At 74.9% G+C, this 17,792-nt stretch carries 19 protein-coding genes; 7 read left to right on the top strand and 12 right to left on the bottom strand.

Going from position 1 to position 17,792, the window contains the following annotated elements; genetic code table 11:
• Positions 1-156: 156 nt before the first annotated feature.
• The 4 genes from AB6N24_RS02225 to AB6N24_RS02240 form a co-directional block, all read right to left on the bottom strand.
• The gene (locus AB6N24_RS02225; RefSeq protein ID WP_412867804.1) at positions 157-2,979 is read right to left on the bottom strand and encodes an aconitate hydratase; all 2,823 of its coding nucleotides are present in this window, start codon (positions 2,977-2,979) and stop codon (positions 157-159) included.
• Between the two features lie 200 nt (positions 2,980-3,179).
• Positions 3,180-3,359: a translation initiation factor 2 gene (locus AB6N24_RS02230; RefSeq protein WP_412867805.1), complete on the bottom strand. Its 180-nt coding sequence runs from the start codon at positions 3,357-3,359 to the stop codon at positions 3,180-3,182.
• Positions 3,360-3,487: 128 nt separating this feature from the next.
• Positions 3,488-4,756: a class I SAM-dependent RNA methyltransferase gene (locus AB6N24_RS02235; RefSeq protein WP_412867806.1), complete on the bottom strand. Its 1,269-nt coding sequence runs from the start codon at positions 4,754-4,756 to the stop codon at positions 3,488-3,490.
• The gene (locus AB6N24_RS02240) at positions 4,746-6,749 is read right to left on the bottom strand and encodes an APC family permease (RefSeq protein ID WP_412867807.1); all 2,004 of its coding nucleotides are present in this window, start codon (positions 6,747-6,749) and stop codon (positions 4,746-4,748) included. Before AB6N24_RS02240 ends, AB6N24_RS02235 begins: the two co-directional genes overlap by 11 nt.
• Positions 6,750-6,909: 160 nt before the next feature.
• Here AB6N24_RS02240 and AB6N24_RS02245 point away from each other — a divergent pair, with 160 nt between their 5' ends.
• Positions 6,910-7,560 (top strand): potassium channel family protein, encoded by a 651-nt coding sequence (locus AB6N24_RS02245; protein WP_412867829.1) that lies wholly within the window; start codon positions 6,910-6,912, stop codon positions 7,558-7,560.
• Positions 7,557-8,231 (top strand): potassium channel family protein, encoded by a 675-nt coding sequence (locus AB6N24_RS02250; RefSeq protein ID WP_258726979.1) that lies wholly within the window; start codon positions 7,557-7,559, stop codon positions 8,229-8,231. Before AB6N24_RS02245 ends, AB6N24_RS02250 begins: the two co-directional genes overlap by 4 nt.
• On the opposite strand, the gene AB6N24_RS02255 is transcribed toward AB6N24_RS02250, so the two are convergent.
• The 4 genes from AB6N24_RS02255 to dut form a co-directional block, all read right to left on the bottom strand.
• Complete coding sequence (locus AB6N24_RS02255; RefSeq protein WP_412867808.1) at positions 8,164-8,967, bottom strand: DUF3159 domain-containing protein; 804 nt, start codon at positions 8,965-8,967, stop codon at positions 8,164-8,166. The genes AB6N24_RS02250 and AB6N24_RS02255 overlap by 68 nt on opposite strands.
• Positions 8,960-9,328 carry an OB-fold nucleic acid binding domain-containing protein gene (locus AB6N24_RS02260; protein WP_412867809.1) on the bottom strand — a complete coding sequence of 123 codons (369 nt, stop codon included), beginning with the start codon at positions 9,326-9,328 and terminating at the stop codon, positions 8,960-8,962. The genes AB6N24_RS02255 and AB6N24_RS02260 overlap by 8 nt, the downstream gene beginning before the upstream one ends.
• Positions 9,325-10,047 carry a DUF3710 domain-containing protein gene (locus AB6N24_RS02265; RefSeq protein WP_412867830.1) on the bottom strand — a complete coding sequence of 241 codons (723 nt, stop codon included), beginning with the start codon at positions 10,045-10,047 and terminating at the stop codon, positions 9,325-9,327. The genes AB6N24_RS02260 and AB6N24_RS02265 overlap by 4 nt, the downstream gene beginning before the upstream one ends.
• Positions 10,048-10,147: 100 nt before the next feature.
• Positions 10,148-10,624, bottom strand: coding sequence for a dUTP diphosphatase (gene dut, locus AB6N24_RS02270; RefSeq protein WP_412867810.1), 477 nt, complete (start codon positions 10,622-10,624; stop codon positions 10,148-10,150).
• Positions 10,625-10,678: 54 nt separating this feature from the next.
• Here dut and AB6N24_RS02275 point away from each other — a divergent pair, with 54 nt between their 5' ends.
• Positions 10,679-11,197: a DUF3093 domain-containing protein gene (locus tag AB6N24_RS02275; RefSeq protein WP_412867811.1), complete on the top strand. Its 519-nt coding sequence runs from the start codon at positions 10,679-10,681 to the stop codon at positions 11,195-11,197.
• Between the two features lie 167 nt (positions 11,198-11,364).
• Here AB6N24_RS02275 and AB6N24_RS02280 read toward each other — a convergent pair whose 3' ends face one another.
• The 3 genes from AB6N24_RS02280 to AB6N24_RS02290 form a co-directional block, all read right to left on the bottom strand.
• A complete protein-coding gene (locus tag AB6N24_RS02280; RefSeq protein WP_034627831.1) occupies positions 11,365-11,664 on the bottom strand; it encodes a DUF4193 domain-containing protein in 300 nt (99 codons plus the stop codon).
• Between the two features lie 160 nt (positions 11,665-11,824).
• Positions 11,825-12,649 (bottom strand): inositol monophosphatase family protein, encoded by an 825-nt coding sequence (locus tag AB6N24_RS02285; protein ID WP_412867831.1) that lies wholly within the window; start codon positions 12,647-12,649, stop codon positions 11,825-11,827.
• Between the two features lie 170 nt (positions 12,650-12,819).
• On the bottom strand, positions 12,820-13,461 hold the full coding sequence (locus AB6N24_RS02290; protein WP_412867812.1) for a trimeric intracellular cation channel family protein: 642 nt from the start codon (positions 13,459-13,461) through the stop codon (positions 12,820-12,822).
• 118 nt (positions 13,462-13,579) lie between these two features.
• Between AB6N24_RS02290 and sepH the strand changes: the two genes are divergently transcribed.
• Entirely contained in the window at positions 13,580-14,677 is a 1,098-nt protein-coding gene (gene sepH, locus AB6N24_RS02295; RefSeq protein ID WP_412867813.1) for a septation protein SepH, read from the top strand.
• 58 nt (positions 14,678-14,735) lie between these two features.
• Here the strand turns inward: sepH and AB6N24_RS02300 are convergent, their stop codons facing one another.
• Entirely contained in the window at positions 14,736-14,870 is a 135-nt protein-coding gene (locus AB6N24_RS02300) for a hypothetical protein (RefSeq protein ID WP_258726972.1), read from the bottom strand.
• 192 nt (positions 14,871-15,062) lie between these two features.
• Between AB6N24_RS02300 and AB6N24_RS02305 the strand changes: the two genes are divergently transcribed.
• From AB6N24_RS02305 to AB6N24_RS02315, 3 genes are all read left to right on the top strand, one after another.
• Entirely contained in the window at positions 15,063-15,797 is a 735-nt protein-coding gene (locus tag AB6N24_RS02305) for a histidine phosphatase family protein (protein ID WP_412867814.1), read from the top strand.
• Positions 15,784-16,698, top strand: a complete 915-nt coding sequence (locus tag AB6N24_RS02310; RefSeq protein WP_412867815.1) for an NAD(P)H-hydrate dehydratase — start codon at positions 15,784-15,786, stop codon at positions 16,696-16,698. Before AB6N24_RS02305 ends, AB6N24_RS02310 begins: the two co-directional genes overlap by 14 nt.
• Before the next feature lie 133 nt (positions 16,699-16,831).
• On the top strand, positions 16,832-17,554 hold the full coding sequence (locus AB6N24_RS02315; RefSeq protein ID WP_412867816.1) for a hypothetical protein: 723 nt from the start codon (positions 16,832-16,834) through the stop codon (positions 17,552-17,554).
• Positions 17,555-17,792: the final 238 nt, after the last annotated feature.

The following is a 17,792-nucleotide window of genomic DNA, read 5'->3' on the forward strand; positions in this document are numbered from 1 at the left end:
CCGCGCAGCGGTGCGGCGTCTCCGACCTCGGTGCGGCGCGTGTTTCCGTTATCGTGCGGTTCACCGGCACATCGGGCCGAACGACGCCGAGGGCGCCCGCACACGTGGTGCGGGCGCCCTCGGGACGTGCGTCCTGCCCCCGCAGGGGCCGTGAGGTCAGGCCGTGACGAGCGAGCGGAGCACGTACTGCAGGATGCCGCCGTTGCGGTAGTAGTCCGCCTCACCCGGGGTGTCGATGCGCACGACCGCGTCGAACTCGACGACCGAGCCGTCCGCCTTCGTCGCCCGCACCGCGACCGTGCGCGGCGTCGTGCCCTCGTTGAGCGCCGTGACGCCCGCGATGTCGAAGGTCTCGGTGCCGTCGAGCCCGAGCGAGTCCGCCGACTCCCCCGCCGGGAACTGCAGCGGCAGCACGCCCATCCCGATGAGGTTCGAGCGGTGGATCCGCTCGAAGCTCTCCGTGATGACGGCCCGGACACCGAGGAGCGCCGTGCCCTTGGCCGCCCAGTCGCGCGACGAGCCGGAGCCGTACTCCTTGCCGCCGAGGATCACCAGCGGGACGCCCGCCGCCGCGTACGCCTGCGCCGCGTCGTAGATCGTCGTCTGCGCGCCGTCGAGGTGGTTCACCGTGAAGCCGCCCTCGACGCCCGGCACGAGCTGGTTGCGCAGCCGGATGTTCGCGAACGTGCCGCGGATCATGACCTCGTGGTTCCCGCGGCGCGAGCCGTAGGAGTTGAAGTCGCGACGCTCGACGCCGTGCTCGGCGAGGTACGTGCCCGCCGGGCTGTCGGCCTTGATCGAGCCGGCCGGGCTGATGTGGTCGGTGGTGACCGAGTCGCCGAGCTTCGCGAGCACCCGTGCACCCGCGATGTCCTGGACCGGCGCGGGCTCGGGCGTCATGCCCTCGAAGTACGGGGGCTTGCGCACGTAGGTCGACCCGGCGTCCCACGCGAACGTCGCGCCCTGCGGCGTCGGCAGCGCCTGCCAGCGCTCGTCGCCCGCGAACACGTCGGCGTAGTCCTTCGTGAACATGCCGCGGTCGATCGCCGAGTCGATCGTCGACTGGACCTCGGCCGGCGACGGCCAGATGTCGGCGAGCATGACCGGCTCGCCGGCGTCGGTGTGACCGAGCGGCTCGTTCTCGAAGTCGAAGTCCATCGTCCCGGCGAGCGCGTACGCGACGACGAGCGGCGGCGACGCGAGGTAGTTCATCTTCACGTCGGGGTTGATGCGGCCCTCGAAGTTGCGGTTGCCCGAGAGCACCGAGACCACCGACAGGTCGTGCTCGTTGACGACGGCCGAGACCTCCTCGGGCAGCGGGCCCGAGTTGCCGATGCACGTCGCGCAGCCGTAGCCGACGAGGTGGAAGCCGAGCTTCTCGAGGTACGGCCACAGGCCGGCCTTCTCGTAGTAGTCGGTGACGACCTTCGAGCCGGGCGCCATCGACGTCTTGACCCACGGCTTCGCGGTGAGGCCCTTGTCGACGGCCTTCTTCGCGAGCAGCGCCGCCGCGAGCATGACCGACGGGTTCGAGGTGTTGGTGCACGACGTGATCGACGCGATGACCACGTGGCCGTGGTCCAGCTCGGTCTCGGTGCCGTCCGTGAGCGTCACGGGCACGCGCTTGTGCGGGCGCGTCGCGGCGTCGCCGTGGCCGGCCTCCGCGGGGCCGTCCGAGGTGTCGGCATGCTCGCCGGCCGCGATCGGGTCGGACGCGGGGAACGTCTCCTCGACGGACTCGTCGAGGCCCGTGCCGCGCGGGTGCTCGTCGGCGTCGACGTAGTCGAGGATCGACGACGCGAACGCCTCCTTCGCGCCGCTCAGCTCGATGCGGTCCTGGGGACGCTTCGGGCCGGCGATCGACGGGACCACGGTGCTCAGGTCGAGCTCGAGGTACTCGGAGAAGACGGGCTCGACGTAGCCGGCCGCGGACGGGTCGTGCCAGAGTCCCTGCTCCTTCGCGTACGCCTCGACGAGGTCGAGCTGCGCCTGCGAGCGGCCCGTGAGCCGCAGGTACTCCATGGTCACGCCGTCGATCGGGAAGATCGCCGCGGTCGAGCCGAACTCGGGGCTCATGTTGCCGATGGTCGCGCGGTTCGCGAGCGGGACCGCCGCGACGCCCTCGCCGTAGAACTCGACGAACTTGCCGACCACGCCGTGCTTGCGGAGCTGCTGGGTGATCGTGAGCACGACGTCGGTGGCCGTGACGCCCGCGGGGATCTGACCCGCGAGCTTGAAGCCGACGACGCGCGGGATGAGCATCGAGACCGGCTGGCCGAGCATGGCTGCCTCGGCCTCGATGCCGCCGACGCCCCACCCGAGCACGCCGAGGCCGTTGACCATCGTGGTGTGCGAGTCCGTGCCGACGCACGTGTCGGGGTACGCGCGCAGGACGCCGTCGACCTCGCGCGTCATGACCGTGCGGGCCAGGTACTCGATGTTGACCTGGTGCACGATGCCGGTGCCGGGCGGGACGACCTTGAAGTCGTCGAACGCCGTCTGGCCCCAGCGCAGGAACTGGTAGCGCTCGAAGTTGCGCTCGTACTCGAGCGCGACGTTGCGCTCGAACGCGTCGGACCGGCCCGCGACGTCGATCTGCACCGAGTGGTCGATCACGAGCTCGGCGGGGGCGAGCGGGTTGATGCGCTGCGGGTCTCCCCCGAGCTCGGCGACCGCCTCACGCATCGTGGCGAGGTCGACGACGCACGGCACGCCGGTGAAGTCCTGCATGATCACGCGCGCGGGCGTGAACTGGATCTCGGTGTCGGGCTCCGCCGCCGGGTCCCAGCCGGCGAGCGCACGCACGTGGTCGGCGGTGATGTTCGCGCCGTCCTCGGTGCGCAGCAGGTTCTCGGCGAGGACCTTGAGGCTGTACGGGAGCTTCTCGAGACCCGGCACCGCGGAGAGGCGGTAGATCTCGTAGGTGGCGTCTCCGACCTGGAGACCCCCCTTCGACCCGAAGCTGTCGACACTGCTCACTGTGGCTCCTTCGCTCGCACGTCTGCCCGGCGGTGACGGTGCCGGACGGCGGATCGGGGCGCTCACCCGTCAGGTGCTCGGGGAGCCGCCGTGCATCTCGACGCAATATCTCGATGTCGAGATACATCGTAGCGTGTCCGCCCCGATCCGTCGTCGCACCCACGGTCCGGGCGCGTGGTCGGCGCACGCGGCCGGCTCGGTCAGCTGGTGCCCTGACGCTCCGCCCGCAGCGCGTCGGCGGCCTTGCGCTCGAACTCGACGGCGCGCTCGTGGGCGCGCGGGTCGTAGTCGGGCGTGCCCTGCTTGTCGAGCTCCGCCCTGGCGGTCCGGCTGGCCGCGGCCAGCCTCGTCGCCGCCTCGCTCTCGTGCCCGGTGGTCATCGCCGGCTCCCTCCTGGCGGGCCCCGGTGGCCCGGCCCGGTCCCACGCTATGCCGGGCCGCGCGGCGGCGCGAGGGACCGACCGGCGGGCGCCGGACGCCGGACCTCCGCGGGGACGCCGGGCGGGCGTCAGCGGCGCGTCAGGACCGCGACCGCCTCGACGTGGTGCGTCATGGGGAACAGGTCGAGGCCGCGCACGTCCGCGAGCTCGTAGCCGCCCGCTGCGAGGTAGGCGACGTCGCGGGCGAGCGCCGCCGGGTCGCACGCGACGTAGACGACCCGCTCGGGGCGCAGCGCCGCGATCGACGCCGTGACGGCGCGCCCGGCGCCCGCACGCGGCGGGTCGAGCACGACGACGTCGGCGTGCACCACGTCGGAGTCCGGGTCGTCGCTGCCCGCGAGCGCCCGCGCGACGTCCGCGTGGTGGAGCTCGACGTTCGTGCGGTCGTGCACGCCGCGCCGGGCGTCCCGCACCGCGCGGGCGTCGCCCTCGACGGCGACGACCTCGCCGGTGGGCCCGACGGCGTCGGCGAGCGGGAGCGTGAACAGCCCCGCGCCGGAGTACAGGTCGAGCACCGTGGCGCCGTCGACGTCCCCGACCGCGTCGAGCACCGCCCCGGTGAGCAGGCCGGGCGCCTCGCGGTGCACCTGCCAGAACCCCTCGGCGGCGACCCGGTAGGTGTAGTCGCGGCCGCCCGCGTGCACGTGCTCGCGCACGGTCGACCGGGCGTTCGGCCGCGGGTCGACCCGGCCCTTGCGGAGGTCGAACGGCTGGCCGTCGACGAGCACCACCGGGGTGTCCCCGGACGCCGGGGCGACGACGTCGATCACCTGGCTGGGCCGCCACCGGCGCCCGAAGAGCCCGAGCTCCTCGATCGCGGGCGACGCGAGCGGCATGCGGTCGAGCGCGTGCACGTCGTGCGAGCGGTGGGCGCGCATGCCGGCCCGGCCCTGCGCGTCCGCGACGAGCTCGATGCGCGTGCGCCACCCGAGCCCGCCGCGCTCGTCGTCCCCCGGGGCCGCCTCGACGACGACGTCGCGCTCGACCTTCGCCAGGCGGCTCAGCTGCTCGGCGAGGACGGTGGCCTTCCAGGCCCGCTGCGTGGGCAGGGCCACGTGCGCGAGCTCGCCGCCGCCGACCCCGTCGGGCCCCGCCTCGGGCCACGCGGACGGCACCCGGTCCGGGGAGGCGTCGAGGATCTCGACGGCGTCGGCGCGCCAGAACGTCGCGCCCTCCCCCGCGTCGGTCAGCCGCGCGAGCACGCGCTCGCCGGGCAGCGTGTGCCGGACGAACACGACGCGACCGCCGCGACCGTCGGGGTCGGCGTCGAGACGTGCGACGCAGTGCCCGCCGTGCGCGACGGGGCCGATCCGGAGCTCGAGGAGGTCAGAGGTCACGCGGAACCGTACCCCGGACCCTGTCCTCGAGACCGGTCTGCCCCTCGGACGACGCGAGCTGCCACGGCACGGACGCGACCACGACGCCGGGGGTGAACAGCAGCCGTCCCTTGAGGCGCAGCGCGCTCTGGTTGTGCAGCAGCTGCTCCCACCAGTGGCCCACGACGTACTCGGGGATGTAGACCACCACGATGTCGCGCGGGCTCTCCCGGCGCACCGACCGCACGTACGTGAGGATCGGCCGGGTGATCTCGCGGAACGGCGAGTCGAGCACCCGCAGCGGCACCGGGAGGTCGAGCGCCTCCCACTCGGCCTTGAGCCGCGCGACGTCGTCGGCGTCGACCCCGACCGTCACGGCCTCGAGCACCTGCGGCCGCGAGGCGCGCGCGTAGGCGATCGCGCGCATCGTCGGGCGGTGCAGGTGCGAGACGAGCACGAGCGCGTGCACCCGGCTCGGCAGCGCGCGTGCCGCCTCGGCGTCGGGGCCGAGCGCGAGCTCCGCACGCACCGAGTCGTAGTGCGTGCGGATCGCGCGCATGAGCACGAAGATCCCGGCCATCGCGAGGATCGCGATCCACGCGCCGAGCATGAACTTCGTGATCAGGACGACGACCAGCACGACCGCCGTCATGGCGAAGCCGATCGTGTTGATCACGCGGGAGCGGGTCATCTGCGTGCGCCGGCGCGGGTCCGGCTCGGTGCGCAGCTCGCGGGTCCAGTGCCGGATCATCCCGAGCTGGCTCAGCGTGAACGAGACGAAGACGCCGACGATGTACAGCTGGATGAGCCGGGTGACCTCCGCGTCGAACGCGATGATGAGTCCGATCGCCGCGGCCGCGAGCGTGAGGATGCCGTTCGAGAACGCGAGCCGGTCGCCGCGCGTGTGCAGCTGGCGCGGGAGGTAGCCGTCCTTGGCGAGGATCGAGCCGAGCAGCGGGAACCCGTTGAACGCCGTGTTCGCCGCGAGCACGAGGATGAGGCCCGTCACGATCGCGACCGACACGAACGCCACCGGGAAGCCCGCGAACACCGTCTCGGCGAGCTGGCCGATCACCGGGTGCTGGACGTAGTCCTCGCCGATCGGGACGCCGTCGCGCAGCAGCTGCTCGTGCGGGTCCTCGACGTAGTGGATGCCGGTGACACGCGCGAGCACGAGGATCGACGTGATGAAGGTCGCGGAGATGATCCCGAGGAACGCGAGCGTCGTCGCGGCGTTGCGGGACTTCGGCTTCTTGAACGCGGGGACGCCGTTGCTGATCGCCTCGACGCCGGTCAGGGCGGCGGAGCCGGACGCGAACGCGCGCAGCACGAGGAACGCCCCCGCGAGGCCGACGAGCCCCTGGTCGAACGCCGAGACCGGCACGATCTCGAGCTCGGAGCTCTCGGCCATGGGCAGGTCGCCCGCGAGGTACCGGACGAAACCGATCACCACGGTCGCCCCGATGGCGAACATGTACAGGTACACCGGGATCGCGAACGCCTTGCCGGACTCGCGCACCCCGCGGAGGTTCGCCAGCGTGAGGAGCACCACGAGCGCGACGGCGAACGACGTCTCGTGCCCGCGCAGCGACGGGATCGCGGACGCCGCGTACTGCGCCCCCGAGGAGATCGACACCGCGACCGTGAGCACGTAGTCGACGAGCAGCGCGCTCGCGACCGTCACGCCCGCCTTGGGGCCCAGGTTGACCGTCGCGACCTCGTAGTCGCCGCCCCCCGAGGGGTAGGCGTGCACGTTCTGCCGGTACGAGGCGATCACCGTCATCATGACGACGACGACCGCGAGGCCGACCCACGGCGAGATCACGGTCGCCGTCAGCCCCGCGAGGGCGAGCGTGAGCAGCACCTCGTCGGGGGCGTACGCGACCGACGAGAGGGCGTCCGAGGCGAAGATCGGCAACGCGATCCGCTTCGGCAGGAGCGTGTGGCCGAGGCGGTCGCTGCGGACGGGACGTCCGAGGAGCAAGCGCTTGGCGGCATCCGCGATGTCCGACACGAGTGACCATGCTATGCCCGCGCACGTGGCCCGCCGCTCGCGCGCCACCTGCGGCGCGGCGCCCGGCGGCCACGGGCGGCCGGGCGCGCCGGTCCCGGTCCCGGAGTGCGGCGGCGCCCACCCGCGAGGTATAGCGTGACCGGCTGTGCACTTCGTCATCATGGGCTGCGGCCGGGTCGGCGCGACCCTCGCCCAGTCCCTCGAGAGCCACGGCCACTCGGTCGCCGTCATCGACCAGAACCCCGACTCGTTCCGGCGCCTGGACGCCGAGTTCTCCGGGAGCAAGGTCACCGGTCTCGGCTTCGACCGCGACACCCTCACCCAGGCCGGCATCGACGACGCCTACGGCTTCGCCGCGGTGTCCGACGGCGACAACTCGAACATCCTCGCTGCGCGCGTCGTGCGCGAGACGTACGGCGTCGGCAACGTGGTCGCCCGCATCTACGACCCGCACCGCGCCGAGATCTACCAGCGTCTCGGCATCCCCACGGTCGCGACGGTGCGGTGGACCGCCGACCAGGTGCTGCGCCGCCTGCTGCCGATGGGCGCGACGGACGAGCACCGGGACGCGTCGGGGCAGATCGTGCTCGCGCAGGTGGACGTGCACCCGGGCTGGGTCGGGCACCCCCTGAGCCACCTCGAGGAGGCGAGCGGCGCGCGCACCGCCTACGTCACGCGCTACGGCGACGGCCTCCTGCCGACCGCGGCGACCGTGCTCCAGGAGAACGACACGCTGCACGTCCTCATGCGGGCCGACGAGACCTCGTTCGTCGAACGCACCCTCACCCGTGCCCCGGAGGTGTCCCGATGAGGGTCGTCATCGCCGGCGCCGGCTCGGTCGGCCGGTCCATCGCGCGCGAGCTCCTCGGCCACGGGCACGAGGTCACGCTCATCGACCGCCAGCCCTCCGCGATGCGCGTCTCCCAGGTCGCGGACGCGGACTGGCTGCTCGCCGACGCGTGCGAGCTGCCCACCCTGACCCAGGCTAAGGTCGACGAGTGCGACGTCGTCGTGGCCGCCACGGGCGACGACAAGGCGAACCTCGTCATCTCGCTGCTCGCCAAGACCGAGTACGGGGTCCCGCGCACGGTCGCGCGCGTGAACAACCCGAAGAACGAGTGGATGTTCGACGAGGCGTGGGGCGTCGACGTCGCCGTCTCGACCCCGCGCATCATGACCGCGATGGTCGAGGAGGCCGTCGCGGTCGGCGACCTCGTGCGCATCTTCACGTTCCACCAGTCGAAGGCGGACATCCTCGAGCTCACGCTCCCTGAGGGCTCGCCCCTCGCCGGCCTGCGCGTCGGTCAGGTCGCGTGGCCCGAGGACACGGTGCTCGCGTGCATCGTGCGCGGGACCCGCCCGATCGCGCCCAGCGTCGACGACACCCTCGAGGAGCGCGACGAGCTGCTGTTCGTCACGGGTCGAGAGGCGGACGAGAAGGCTCTCGAGGAGCTCCTGACCCACGGACCAGGAGCCAGGTGACGTAGAGGCCGGCCGCGAACAGCGGCACGCCCATCACCAGCTTCGCGGTGCCGAGCCAGCCGACGGCGTCCTCGCCCTGCAGGTAGAGCGGGACCTGGACCGCGAGGCGCGCGCCGAACACGCCGACCCACAGCAGCGTCGCCCACACGTACCGGCGGCGCAGGGCCTGCGCGGCCGGGCGGGTGTCGAGCCGCCACGACATGTCCTCGCCGCGCACGAACGAGACGATGACGCCGACCGCCGGCCAGCGCACGAGCACCGAGATCAGCGCACCGGCGCACCACGCGACGTTGACCCACAGCCCGTAGGCGAAGAAGTCCTGCGCCTCACCGGTGCGCCACGCCCAGAGCACGCCGATGCCGATGCCGAGGATCCCCGAGAAGGCCTGCGTGACGGGAGTGCGCTGCACGAGGCGGACCAGCACGGCGAGCGCGGCGACCGAGATCGAGGCGACGAGCGCGGGCTGCAGCTCGCGGACGGCGACGTAGACGACGACGAAGACGAGCCCGGGCAGCGCCGACTCGACGACGCCGCGCCAGCCGCCGATGGCCTCCGCGAGGGAGAAGTCCTCACCGGCGAGCTGGTACACGCCGCGCGCGGGCTTCGCGGCCGCGGTGCCGCCCTCGGGCGCGTCGCCGGGCTCCGTCGCCTCACCCGTGCTCGGCGTCACGCCCGGCTCGACGGCGTCGCCGGCGACCGTGCCGGTGAGCGGACGGGCCTGCTCGGAGTCACTCACCGGGACGCGGCCGCAGCTCGTAGCGGGGGTTGAACATCGTGCGGCGACCGTCGATCGCGCACGCGAGCCCCTCGACCTGCAGGCGCCGGCCCGGCTCGATCCCGGCGATCTCGCGCCGGCCGAGCCAGACGAGGTCGATCGTGCCGCTGCCGTCGTACAGCTCGGCCTCGAGCGCGGGGACGCCCTCGCGCGGGCGCAGGGTCACCGAGCGCAGGATGCCGGACACCTTCGCCCGGTGCCGGTCGGGCAGCTCGTCGACGGGCACGCAGCCGGCGACCGCGTGCGCGTCCGCGCGCTCCTCGTCGGCCTCGATCTCCGCCTGCGACGCGACCGCGCGCCGCAGCGCCTCACGCAGCGTCATCGGATCTCCGTGATCTCGGGGCCGCGGGTCATGGGGTCGAACGTCGGCGCGGCGGGCTCGTCCGCCGGGGGCTGCGCCGGGCCGCCGTCCTGCGCGGGCAGCCGCAGCGTGAGCAGGTCGCGTGGCGCCCGTGCCTCGGTGCCGCGCACGACCACGATGTCGGCGAACACGCTCTCGAGCTCGACCGCGGCCTCGGGGTCGACGGCAGCCTTGCCGGTCACGACCCCGCGCAGGAACCACCGGGGCCCGTCGGCGCCGATGAACCGCGCGGGCCGGTGCCCCGTGCGGCCCTCCGGCGTCCGGACGGGCAGGCGCGCCAGGAGCTCGCGGCCGAACGGGCCGGGCAGGTCGTCCGCCGAGCCGCCCTGCTTGGTGACGGACTCCGCGATCTCCTCGCGGATCTCGTCCCAGATGCCCTCGGTCCGCGGCGCGGCGAAGGCCTGGAGCTGGAGCGTCGAGCCGCCGAGGCTCACGGCGGCGGCGGAGACCGCGCCGGAGGCCTTGTCGATCTCCATGCGCAGCTCCATGCCGGGCCGGCCGGGCACGAGGATCGCCCCGAGGTCGAGGCGTCCGGCCGTGCCGTCGACGTCGCTCACGTCCCACGGGCCGCGCCCGCGCGCCTCCGCGTCGTCGGGCGTCTGCGCGGCCACCTCGGCCGTGGCACCCGTCGCCGTCTCGTCGGCCGCGTTCTCTCGCGCGCCGCGCCGGAAAAGACCCACTTCGATCGACCCCTTCTCACCTGTCACCCGCCGTGGGGCACCCCCACGACAGTAATCCGCGTGCGGCGCGCGACCTAGCGGGGAGCCGGGTCGCGTGCGTTCAGGACCGGGGCGCCTGCGCGTCCGCCCAGCCACCGCTCGAGCCGAACCCGCCCTCGCCGCGGTGCGAGCCCGGCAGACGGTCCGCCTCGACGAACCGGGCCCGCTCGACGCGCTGGATGACGAGCTGGGCGATGCGGTCGCCGCGCGTGAGCACGACGGGCGTCTCGACGTCGGTGTTGAGCAGGGTCACCGCGATCTCGCCGCGGTACCCGGCGTCGACCGTCCCCGGCGCGTTGACGATCGTCAGCCCGTGACGCGAGGCGAGCCCCGACCGCGGGTGCACGAACGCCGCGAAGCCGTCGGGCAGCGCGATCGCGACGCCGGTCGGGACGGTGACCCGGCCCTGCGGCGGGATCACCACGTCGACGCGCGTCACGAGGTCGGCCCCCGCGTCGCCGGGGTGCGCGTACGCGGGCACCGGGACCGCGTCGTCGAGCCGGAGCAGGAGGACCTCGAGCGTCGTGTCGGCCGTCACGGGGAGCGACCCTACCCCGCCGCTGCGGGCGTGCGGGTCTGGGATGCTGGAGGCATGCCTCCGCACGCCGCCGAGCCCCCGCACGCCACGCCCGCAGGCCCGCCCGCGGCACCCGTGCCCGGCGGCGCCTCGTACGACGAGCGGGTCTGGCCCGGGCCGCTCGGGTGGTTCCTCGCGGTCGCCGCCGCGGGGCTGCTGACGATCGCGCTCGTCCCGGTGCACCCCGGTCTCGCGGTGGCCCTCGGGGCCGTCGCGCTCGTCGGGTCGCTGACCTTCGCGGTGCTCACCTCCCCGCGCGTGCGGGTGCAGGACGGCGAGCTCACCGCGGGGCGGGCCCGCATCCCGGTCGCGCTGCTCGGGGAGGCACGCGCGCTCGACCGCGACGAGACACGGGTCGCGCTCGGGCCCGGGCTCGACGCGCGGGCCTACGTGTGCCTGCGGGCCTGGGCGGGCACGGCCGTGCGCGTCGAGGTGCGCGACCCGCAGGACCCGACGCCGTACTGGCTCGTGTCGACCCGGCGCCCCGCGGAGCTGGCCGCCGCGCTCGGGACGCGCCAGCCGCTGGACGGCTGACGCACGCACCCGCCCGCGTCCCGCCGACGCGCACGGCCCGCGTCGGGGCGGCGTCCGCCGGGCGGTCGACCGGCGCCCGCCGGCGCGGCCCACCCGACCACGGACGAGGCCGGCGACCCGGGGGGATCCCCTGGTCGCCGGCCTCGTGGTGGTCGTCGGTGCCGTGGTCAGGCAGCGCACTCCGAGCAGACGGGGCGGCCGTCCTTCTCGTAGGCGAGCTGGCTGCGGTGGTGGACGAGGTAACAGCTCGTGCACGTGAACTCGTCCGCCTGACGCGGGAGGACACGCACCGACAGCTCCTCGCCCGACAGGTCGGCGCCGGGGAGCTCGAAGCCTTCCGCGGCCTCGGTCTCGTCCTCGTCGACCACGCCCGAGTTCTTGTCGGAGCGCCGAGCCTGGAGCTCCTGCAGCGAGTCCTCGCTGAGGTCCTCCTCGGTCTTGCGCGGGGCGTCGTAGTCGGTTGCCATCAGCGGGGTCACACTCCGGTCGTCTCGGCGGTTCGTCGTATGCGGGATCAATGCTTCGGCACCGTCGATTGTTCCCGCGGCGCTGGGATTGTGCACTATTTCAGGGCCGGACGCACACACGGACAAATGCCCAGCATCGGATGGCCCGAAATCTGCCCTTTCAGGCGCCCGTGCCCGCGCCGAGAGCGCTGAGGATCGACGTGAGCTGCGCCACCGTGCCCGCCGGACCGGCGACCGTCATGGCCTCCCCCGCGGGCTGCCCGTCGAGTCCCGTGACGACCGCGCCCGCCTCCTGGGCGACGAGCGCACCGGCCGCGAGGTCCCACGGCTTGAGGCCGCGCTCGTAGTACAGGTCGAGCCCGCCGGAGGCGAGCGCGCACAGGTCGAGCGACGCCGAGCCGATGCGCCGGACGTCCCGGACCTGCGGCAGGAGCTCCGCCACGACCCGCGCCTGCGCGCGCCGGCGCTCGACGGTGTACCCGAAGCCGGTCCCGAGCAGCGAGCCCGCGAGGTCCTCGGCCGCCCGCAGCGTGAGCCGGCGTCCGTCGAGGTGCGCGCCGAGCCCGCGGCCCGCGGTGTACGTGCGCCCGTCCGCGACCGAGTGCACGCAGCCCGCGACCGCCGTCCAGGTCGCGGGGTCGGGCGGGCCGGCGACGACCGCGACCGAGATCGCGTACGCGGGGATGCCGTAGAGGTAGTTCACGGTGCCGTCGATCGGGTCGATCACCCACGTCAGCCCGCTCGTGCCCGCGACCGGGGCCTCCTCTTCGCCGAGGATCCCGTCGTGCGGGCGGTGCTCGGCGAGCATCGAGCGCAGCAGCGCCTCCGACGCGAGGTCCATCTGCGTCACGACGTCCATGGGGCTGGTCTTGGTGGCGGCGACGTCGACCCGGTCGGGGCGGCCGTCGCGCACGAGGTGCCCCGCGGCCCGCGCGAGGGTCTCGGCGAGCGCGACGAGCTCACGCGTCTCGTCGGGCCCCGGCACGCCGGGCACGGACGGGGCGCCGGGCCCGGTGCTCGCGGAGGCGGGACGGGGACGCGCGGGGTCGTCGGCGGGCGGTGCGGGCAGGGCGTCGGAGGTCACGCGCCCATCCTGCCCGAGCGCCTCACGGGCCGGGCGGCCGGCGGGGCGGCGGTCCGGAGGGCGGGACCGGGTCAGCGTCCGCCCTGCGCGGGGCCGCGCCACGGGCCGGGTGCCGAGAGGTGCAGGCGCATCGCGACGACCCGGAGCACGAAGACCACCGCGACCGCGAGGAGCTCCGTGAGCAGGGTGAGCGTGGACGTCGTCCACAGGACCGCCGTCAGGGACGCCCCGACGACCGCGGGGATCGCGTAGAGCTGGCGGTGGTGCAGCACCACGGGGACCTCGCCGGTGAGCAGGTCGCGCAGCACCCCGCCGCCGACGCCCGTGATCACCCCGACGCACACCGACGCGGTCGCGCCGGCCCCCAGCTCGAGGCCCTTGAGCGTGCCGACGACGCTGAACAGCGCGAGCGCGCCCGCGTCGAGGACCGCGATGACGCGGCGTGCACGCTCGAGCCGAGGGTGGAAGAAGTACATGACGATGCCCGCGGCGAACGCGGTGACGATGAACTCCCAGCGCGCGACGCCCACCGGCGGGACGGCGCCGACGAGCACGTCGCGGATCAGTCCCCCGCCCAGGCCCGCGGCCCACGCGAGGACGACGATGCCGAAGACGTCGAACTGCTTGCGCACCGCCGCGAGCCCGCCCGAGAGGCCGCCGACGAACACGCCGACGAGCTCGGTCAGCGGCTGGAGCGGGAGGTCGGGCGCCACGAGCGCATACTCTCAGGCGCACCGCCGCGGGAGGTCCTCCCTCGCGGCGCACCGGGCGGGTTCCCCCCGCGGAGCCGTGTTCGGTGGCACGCTCGTCCCTGAGCTACGAGGAGGTCGTATGGGTGAGCTCGAGCTGGTGGGTCTCCACGACGACGGGGAGCACCTCGTGCTCGTGGGGCCGGACGGGCAACGGTTCCGTCTGCGCATCGACGAGCCGCTGCGCGCTGCCGTGCGCCGGGACCGCCCGAAGCTCGAGCAGCTCCGTGCCGAGCACTCGGGCGTCCTGAGCCCGCGCGAGATCCAGGCGCGCATCAGGGCCGGCGCGACCGCGCAGGAGGTGGCCGAGTCCGCGGACCTCGCGGTCGAGCAGGTCCGCCGCTACGAGGGTCCGGTGCTCGCCGAGCGCTCGTTCATCGCCGACCAGGCCCGCGCGACACGGGTGGGCCGGGACCCCGGCGCCCCGGTGCTCGGCGACCTGGTGACGGACCGCCTGGCGGCGCGCGGCGTCCCGCTGCAGTCGCTCGCGTGGGACGCCCACCGCCAGCAGGCCGGCCCCTGGGTCGTCGTGGCGCGGTTCGACGTGGGCGGCGAGAGCCGTGAGGCGCGCTGGACGTTCGACTCCGCCAAGCGGGTCGTGCAGGCGGAGGAGGACGAGGCGCGCTGGCTCTCGGAGACCGAGCTCGCCGACGAGCCGATCCCGCGCCGCCACCTCGCGGCGGTCCGCGACGTCGTGTTCGACCTCGAGGCCGACGGCAGCGTCCGCGCGGTCGAGGGCTTCCAGGACGCCCCGGCCGACGCGGAGCCGGACCCGCGCGAGCGCACGCACGCGCTGCTCGACGACCTGAACACCCGGCGCGGGGTGCGCCAGCAGCTCGACCTGGAGGACGACGACGAGTTCGAGGGCTTCGGCCCGCAGCACGCGTTCGACTTCGCGGGCGTCGAGGCGCAGGTCCCCGGCGCTCACCCGGTCGACGCCGACCCCCTCGCCGAGGCGCAGGTGCTCGTGCCGGCGCGCCGTGAGCCCGTCGTGCGCGCCGAGGACGGCATCGGCCACGGCACCCCCGCGACGTCGCCCGCCGCGGACCCGCAGGGCGAGCGCGGCGACGAGCCCGACGAGGCGGCCGCTCCCCCGGCCGAGCGACCCCGCGCGGCGCGCAAGGGCCGCGCGAAGGTGCCCAGCTGGGACGAGATCGTCTTCGGCGCGAAGCCCGAGTAGCCCATGCACGACGACGCCCCGGTGACCGCGCGGTCACCGGGGCGTGCGTGCGCGTGGGTCAGCGGCCGCGGCGCGTCGCCTTGGTCAGCAGCTCCTTGGCCTTGCGCTGGTTCTCGGGCTTGCTCATCTCACGCTGGACCACCTGCGCGACCTTGATCGCCGCGCCGGTCTTCAGCATCTTGCCGATGTTCATGCGCGTGTCCTCACGTCCGGGCGGCGCCTCCGTACGGCACCGCGCGCTGCCACGACCGTACGTCGCCGGGACCGCCGGGGCGACCGGGCCGCGCGTCCCCACCGGCCGCGCACAGCACCTGCACACCGCGCACCCGGACCCCCGGACGGGCCTCGACCTGCGAGCCCGCACGGGCCCTCCTACGGTCGGGGGATGATCACGACACTCCACCTGGTCCGGCACGGCGAGAGCGAGGGGAACGTCGCCGCCGCGGCCGCGCACCGCGCCGGGGCCCAGGTCATCGACGTGCCGGCGCGCGACGCGGACGTCGAGCTCTCGCAGCTCGGGGTCGCGCAGGCGCGCGGCCTCGGCACGTGGCTCGCCGAGCTGCCCGAGCACCGGCGCCCCCAGGCGGTGTGGGCGTCGCCGTACGTCCGGGCGTACCAGACGGCGCTGCTCGGGCTCGAGGCCGCCGGACTGGGCCTGCCCGTCCGGCGCGACGAGCGGCTGCGCGACCGCGAGCTCGGGATCCTCGACATGCTCACGGCGCGCGGCGTGGACGAACGGGTCCCGCTCGAGGCGGAGCGCCGGCGCTGGCTCGGGAAGTTCTACTACCGCCCGCCCGGCGGGGAGTCGTGGGCGGACCTCGCCCTGCGGGTGCGGAGCCTGCTCGCGGACCTGGACCGGCCGCAGCTGCCCGACCGGGGGCTCGTCGTGTGCCACGACGCGGTCATCATGGTGATCCGGTACGTCTGCGAGCAGCTCACCGAGGCGGAGGTGCTCGAGGAGGGCCGCCGGCGCTCGGTGCGCAACGCGTCCGTCACGACCCTCGTGCGGGAGCCCGGCGCCGACCTGTGGACGCTGCAGGAGTTCGACGCCGCCGACCACCTCGCCGACGTGGGCGTGCCCGCGACCGAGCACCCGGGGACCGCCGATGTCCGGCACTGAGCGCGGCACGCAGCCCGACGACCGCTCCGGCGCCGTGGTCACACCGGCCCTCCTGCGCGGCTGGCCGCTGCCGGGGGACGCCGACTCCAAGGACGCCCGCGGCGCGGTGCTGGTCGTGGGCGGCGCACGGCAGACCCCGGGGGCCGCGATGCTCGCCGGCCTCGCGTGCCTGCGGGTCGGGGCCGGCCGCCTGACCCTCGCGGTGGGCGGGTCGGTCGCGGTGGCGGTCGGGGTCGCCGTGCCCGAGTCGGCGGCGATCGGGCTGCCCGAGACCGCGCACGGGCGGATCGGCGCGAGCGGCGTCGACGCGCTCGACGACGAGCTCGCCCGTGCGACGGTCGTGCTCGTCGGGCCGGGGCTCGACGGTGCGGACGAGACGTCGGAGCTCCTCGGCGAGCTGCTCCCCCGGCTCGGTGACGACACCGCGGTCGTGCTCGACGCCTTCGCGCTCGGCGTGCTCGCCGACGTCGACCCCGACGTGGTCGCAGCGTTCGACGGGCGGCTGGTGCTGACCCCCAACGCGGGCGAGGGCGCGCGCCTGCTGGGCCTCGACCCGGACAGCCCCGAGCTCGACGACCTCGCGGACGTCGCGGCCCGCATCGCGGCGCGGTACGGCGCGGCCGTGAGCTGCCGCGGGGCCCTCGCCGCCCCGGACGGCCGGGCCTGGGAGTCCTCGACCGGCTCGGGCGGCCTCGCGACGTCGGGCAGCGGCGACGTCCTCGCGGGCGCGGTCGCGGGGGTGCTGGCGCGCGGCGCGGACCCCGCGCAGGCGGTGTGCTGGGGGACGCACCTGCACGGCGCGGCCGGTGACCGGCTCGCCGCACGCGTCGGGCAGCGCAGCTTCCTCGCCCGGGAGCTCCTCGAGGAGCTGCCCGCGGTGCTCACCGAGCTCGAGGCCTGAGCCGGCGCGCCGGCGGCGGCTCGGCGGCGGCTCGGCGACTCCCCCGGTTCGGGGGGTGGTGCCGGAGGCGATGTCGGCGCACAGTGGTGGGGAGGCGCAGGCGCCTCACGGTCCGCCGTCCTGGGGGTGTCCCATGCGTCAGAACCTGCCGCCCGACTGGGTACCGATGCTCTCGCGCGGTCGCCACCGGCGACCGACGAAGGGCGCGTGCTTCATGGAGCTCGCGTCGTTCCTCGCGGGCGAGCGCTGGAGCGACCATCCCGCGTGCACGCACGCGCTGCTGGCGACGCTCGCGCGCACGGTCAACGACCAGATGAGCGACGGCGGTCGGCAGCGCCTGCTGCCGCTCGTCCCGTCGGTCATCGGCCTCACGTCCGAGGACCGCGAGGTCGACGTCCGGCTCGCGCTCTGGTGCGCGACGAGCGCGCTGCCCGTCGTCGCCGAGGAGACCCAGCGCGTGCTCGCGGTGGGCATCCTCGCGGCCGAGCGGCGCCTCGCCGAGATCGAGGGGCGCACCGACGGCGAGCTCACCGACCGCAGCGCCCGCGCGCTCGCCGACGTCCCGCTCGCCGCGGAGTGGGCGCGGCGGTTCAGCCTGGGCCTGACGACGTCCGCAGCCGGGTTCCACGAGACCGGCGCCCCGAGCATCGTCTGCTGCTCGGTGCTGGGCGTCGCCGACGCGTGCGTGCCCGACACCGAGGACCGCATGCTCGCGATGCTCGCCGCGGGGATCGAGATCGTGCGGGTCGGCGCGGCGCGCGAGCAGCGCCGGGCACGTGCCGCCGAGCCGGACCGGGCAGTGCCCCGGACGCCCGCCGTGGCGCCGGTGCGCGAGCGCGTGGGCGCCGACGCCTGAGGTCCCGGCAGGCCCGGGGACGTCACCGTCCCCCGGGCCGCGCCGTGCGTCCGGCTCGTCGGGCACCCGCCCGACGAGCCCGCGCTCGTCGGGCCCCCGGCCGACGTGCCCGCGTGCGCACCCGTGCCGGACGTCGTGCGTCGCTCCGGCGGGCACCCGCTCAGCGGCCGTCGATCCCTCGTGCACCCGCGCAGCGCGCCCGGCCCCCGCACGCGCGGCGGGGCGGGGTGCCCGGCCT

Source organism: Cellulomonas jepli (assembly GCF_047229345.1).
Taxonomy (GTDB): Bacteria; Actinomycetota; Actinomycetes; order Actinomycetales; family Cellulomonadaceae; genus Cellulomonas_A.